Origin of the sequence: Moorena sp. SIO2C4 (genome assembly GCF_010672485.1) — a bacterium.
GTDB lineage: Bacteria > Cyanobacteriota > Cyanobacteriia > Cyanobacteriales > Coleofasciculaceae > Moorena > Moorena producens.
Window position 1 is genome coordinate 1 of the sequence record NZ_JAAHGN010000732.1, and the last position, 3,887, is coordinate 3,887.

A 3,887-nucleotide genomic window follows, 5' to 3' on the forward strand; every position below is an offset into this window, starting at 1 on the left:
GATAGAATAAGGGTAACATTTGCAACAGATAGGTCTTATTGACAATTTGAGACCTATCTTTTTCTATCACAGATCGTTACACTCTTGACGTATCAATCGTTTCAAGCCATATCGTCGCCCCCCCAGCCAAGGATATCAAGACATTAAACAAATTATCAATGAAACGATAGATCACAGGCTAGAAGCCTGTGCCACGACTCAAAGTCAAGATAATCAGAGGTCATTATCTGATGATGACCTGTTGGAGTTTAAGAAGAAGCTGAGAATACTGCCGAAGCTAGACTTGAACTATTCAGACTGGCTGAGACAGTTAGAAAGCTATAGCTTGACAATGAAGATTAATGCTCACAATTATTCCGAAAAGCTTCAACAAATTAAAGCAAAATTACCAAAGGATGAAGATTTAAGCTTTTTGTCAGTATTTGAGCATAAAATCAGCCCTACTTATCAAAATCAAATTCAAATAAACTTAAGCTATTTTGCCCATAGCTCCGCACTGTTAGACAAAGCGATTTCCTCAATCAGAGGTATTGTGGAAATTGAACAAGCAGAACGCGATCGCGCTTTGGAAAAAGCCCTCAGAGATAAGGAAGAGGCTGATCGAGCCCGAGACAAACAAGCTGAGAAACAGGAGAAAAGACTACAACTTTGGATCACCTTCGTCGGTACTGGCCTAGCGGTCAGTGGTATTTCTTCCCAAACCGACGCTAAACAACCTCTAGAAGCCATCCTGATCGAACTAGACCGGAAGGGATCCTTAGATTGCCCTGAAGCTGGATTCTACCCTTGCTTGAGTTACAGTGTAGTGTTTGTGGTATTTCATATTTTGATTGGTGTTGGAGTTGGTGCGATCGCTGCGTTTATTTTGGATCGAATTATCAATCGGCGGTCAAAATGACTGCTGATAGCCTCCAATTCTAACTAAAAACTTTGCTGAGGATTTCAACAGAAGGGTCAACGGTCAGCTGATTTTATTAAAAAGCTGATAGCTGATAGCTGATAGCTTATGATAATAAGTTAATCGGATTTAATATCATGTGTTATTTGTCTTTATCTTCAGAGCCACAGTTTATTGAGTCGAGCTTGGCAGCAAATTCCAGAGCACCTTTAATACTATTGATATTGCCCTCAATCCGTGCAATTTGAATCTCAGTCAGTAACTCACCAATTTTAGAACTAGGGGATAACTTAAGGGATTTGATTAAATCTTTACCAGTAACTAGTGGTGTCGGATGGGCAACCTGGTCATTGGGATTCAAATAGTGCTCAATCAACGGTGCTATAGTATCCACAGCCATACCCCTGGCAACTGCCAAAAGCGCTACCACAGGAAAGACAGCTCCAACGTTAAGAAAGAAGAAATACTGCTCCCGTAATGGGATATCCTTGGCAGTAGTATAAGACAGCAGTTGGGGCAAATGTTGGATTGCCCTGACTACTATCCGAGTCTGAACACGAGAGTACTTTAGAGCTAACAGCTGTTGTTCAGCAACTGCTGGTATTGATGATAATAAATTTGCTAGCTTAGCCAGATTTAGCAACGATAAAGAATGCTTAGTCACCTGTAATTTCAATTCCACCCCAAGCTTAGGCCAGGTTTCTGCCAGTACCACAGCGGATTGGTCAACTGCTGCCATGTGCTCTAAACCCTCAGCCGTGGCATCAGGCAGCCATGGTCGTAACACATTATCCTCCCAGGCGGCTTTTAGCCAAGGTACACCCTGAGGTGACTTGAGGAGATAGCCCAATTCTGTCCGTACCCGTTCTGCTGCGATTTTGCTCAATAACGGTGCTAGCTTTCTAATCACTGACTGGGTGGCTGGGTCAATCTGAAAACCCAACTGAGCGGCTTGTCGATAACCCCGCAGTAATCGTAATGGGTCTTTTTGTAAGTTTTCTGGTGACACCATCCGGATTATGCCTTTACGGCAATCCAAGATACCCTGTAATGGATCAATGAATTCCTTGGTGTGGGGATTAAATGCGATCGCATTAATCGTATAATCCCGCCTATGTAAGTCAGCCTCTAAGCTATCCCCGTCCTGTTGAGCAAAGTCAACTGTTGCGTTGCCAAACACTACCCTAGCTATTTGACGCTGGGCATCCAACACCACAAATCCGGCCTTATAACGTCTTGCTAGCTTGCTGGCTGACCGTACTGCTTTAGTGGGTAAAACAAAGTCTAAGTCTAGGTAATCCGACTGTCGGTTGATCACAGCATCCCTAACCGCACCACCCACCAAGCAAGCGTCAGAAGGGAGTAACTCCCAGTTAAACGGCCAATTTTGGGGTGATAGAGCAGTTTGATAATTAGTCATTAGTCATTTTCTGAAATCTCAGAATGAATACTATATATCAATATGTGCTAAAATCGAATAGAGAACATCGCAACTTCGGAATCGGAAACAGAAATTTTTTGGAAAATAAAGTAGCAAACAAAGTAGCTAATAGTTAACTATTTTATCCTATAAGCTACTCAAGAAATGTCTGGTTTGAGCTATGCTAAAATAAAGGAATTGGAGTTTAAGCAATGTGTATTTGCATTAACTGCCACTACGTAGACCGCTGTACTACATACCATGCTGTGGAAACCCAGCATCAGGTACCTCACCTGACGGAATCTCCCAACTTTGAAGCGGTTGAGCCCACCATCAATGTCAATATCCGTTCTACTGAAGATATAATCGAAATGGAATGGGACGTTGTGGGGTGTAATAGCTTTAAGCAGGAAACTGGGAAGTGGGCAAAGCTTCGTCCTGGTGAGCTGGTACCAACCTGATATCTTTGTGAATTTTAGCTACTCTGGCGAGAAGCTCCACTATGCACCTAATATCAGCATGGGATTAATCGCCAGTCAAGTTTTAATTTTACTGAGCAAGCTTTTGATAAAAGCTCGGATTGCTTCTGTTTGTGTTTGTCCAGTATTTTCTATAATACTGCTTTAATTGACACAAAAGAGACGATCGAGCCAAGATATTAAAAAGGATTAATTTTTGTAACGCTGGATGTCTTTTGAGCTTTTATCGTTGGAAACGGTCCAGAACATAGCTAACGACTATGGCTACTGGGCAGTTTTTTTTGGGATTGCCCTGGAAAACGCTGGGGTACCCATACCGGGAGAAACCATTACCCTGGTAGGTGGCTTCCTCGCAGGTAGCGGCGAACTCAATTATTGGGTAGTCCTATGCTCTGCGATCGCTGGTGCTGTCCTAGGAGATAACTGTGGTTACTGGATTGGGAAAATCGGTGGTTGGCCATTACTAGTGCGAATTGGGGGTTTAGTCCGGATCACAGAAGCACAACTGACAGAGGCTAAAACCGAATTTCGTAAGAACGCTGCTAAGGCAGTTTTTTTTGGTCGATTTGTGGCAGTACTGCGGATCTTTGCTGGTCCAATGGCAGGGATTGTTCAGATGCCTTACCCGAAATTTCTCTTATGCAATTTCGCTGGTGCTACGATCTGGGCATCAGTGATGGTAAGTTTATCCTACTTTTGCGGACGCTTGATACCTCTGGAACTATTAATCTCTTCGGTATCTAAATTTGCGATTGTTGCTCTGATCTTGGTGATTGGCTCGATTGTTGTTCCTAAATGGTTGGAGTCTCGTAGACAGAAATTGGAGATCGGGGATTAATTGAGATTGGCTAAGGGCAATCGGTAATTGGTAGTTAAGGATTACCTTAGCCAATTACCGTAACCCAAAATTACTAACTCCTGGTTTTTGCTGACCACACCCGAGTCGGTAATCCCCACAAGTAGATGAAACCTTCAGCCGCCTTGTGGTCAAACTGGTCTTCCGAGGTGTAGGTAGCCAGTTCCGGAGTGTAGAGAGAATTCTCTGACTGACGCCCTACAATTATGGCATTACCCTTGAAAAGTTTAACCA

Annotated in this window: 4 protein-coding genes and 1 pseudogene; 3 read left to right on the forward strand and 2 right to left on the reverse strand. The window is 43.1% G+C overall.

Annotated elements, in window-relative coordinates; all coding sequences use genetic code 11:
• The first annotated feature begins 241 nt into the window (after nucleotides 1-241).
• A complete protein-coding gene (locus tag F6K20_RS28040; RefSeq protein ID WP_287296864.1) occupies nucleotides 242-898 on the forward strand; it encodes a hypothetical protein in 657 nt (218 codons plus the stop codon).
• Between the two features lie 142 nt (nucleotides 899-1,040).
• On the opposite strand, the gene F6K20_RS28045 is transcribed toward F6K20_RS28040, so the two are convergent.
• Nucleotides 1,041-2,318 carry a tRNA nucleotidyltransferase/poly(A) polymerase-related protein gene (locus tag F6K20_RS28045; protein ID WP_287249244.1) on the reverse strand — a complete coding sequence of 426 codons (1,278 nt, stop codon included), beginning with the start codon at nucleotides 2,316-2,318 and terminating at the stop codon, nucleotides 1,041-1,043.
• A gap of 212 nt (nucleotides 2,319-2,530) precedes the next feature.
• On the opposite strand from F6K20_RS28045, the gene F6K20_RS28050 reads away from it, so the two are divergent.
• Nucleotides 2,531-2,779, forward strand: coding sequence for a Ycf34 family protein (locus tag F6K20_RS28050; protein WP_044492409.1), 249 nt, complete (start codon nucleotides 2,531-2,533; stop codon nucleotides 2,777-2,779).
• A 226-nt stretch (nucleotides 2,780-3,005) separates the two neighbouring features.
• A complete protein-coding gene (locus tag F6K20_RS28055) occupies nucleotides 3,006-3,635 on the forward strand; it encodes a DedA family protein (RefSeq protein WP_287249241.1) in 630 nt (209 codons plus the stop codon).
• A gap of 73 nt (nucleotides 3,636-3,708) precedes the next feature.
• Here F6K20_RS28055 and F6K20_RS28060 read toward each other — a convergent pair.
• Nucleotides 3,709-3,887, reverse strand: a pseudogene (locus F6K20_RS28060) (argininosuccinate synthase domain-containing protein); the annotation flags it as partial.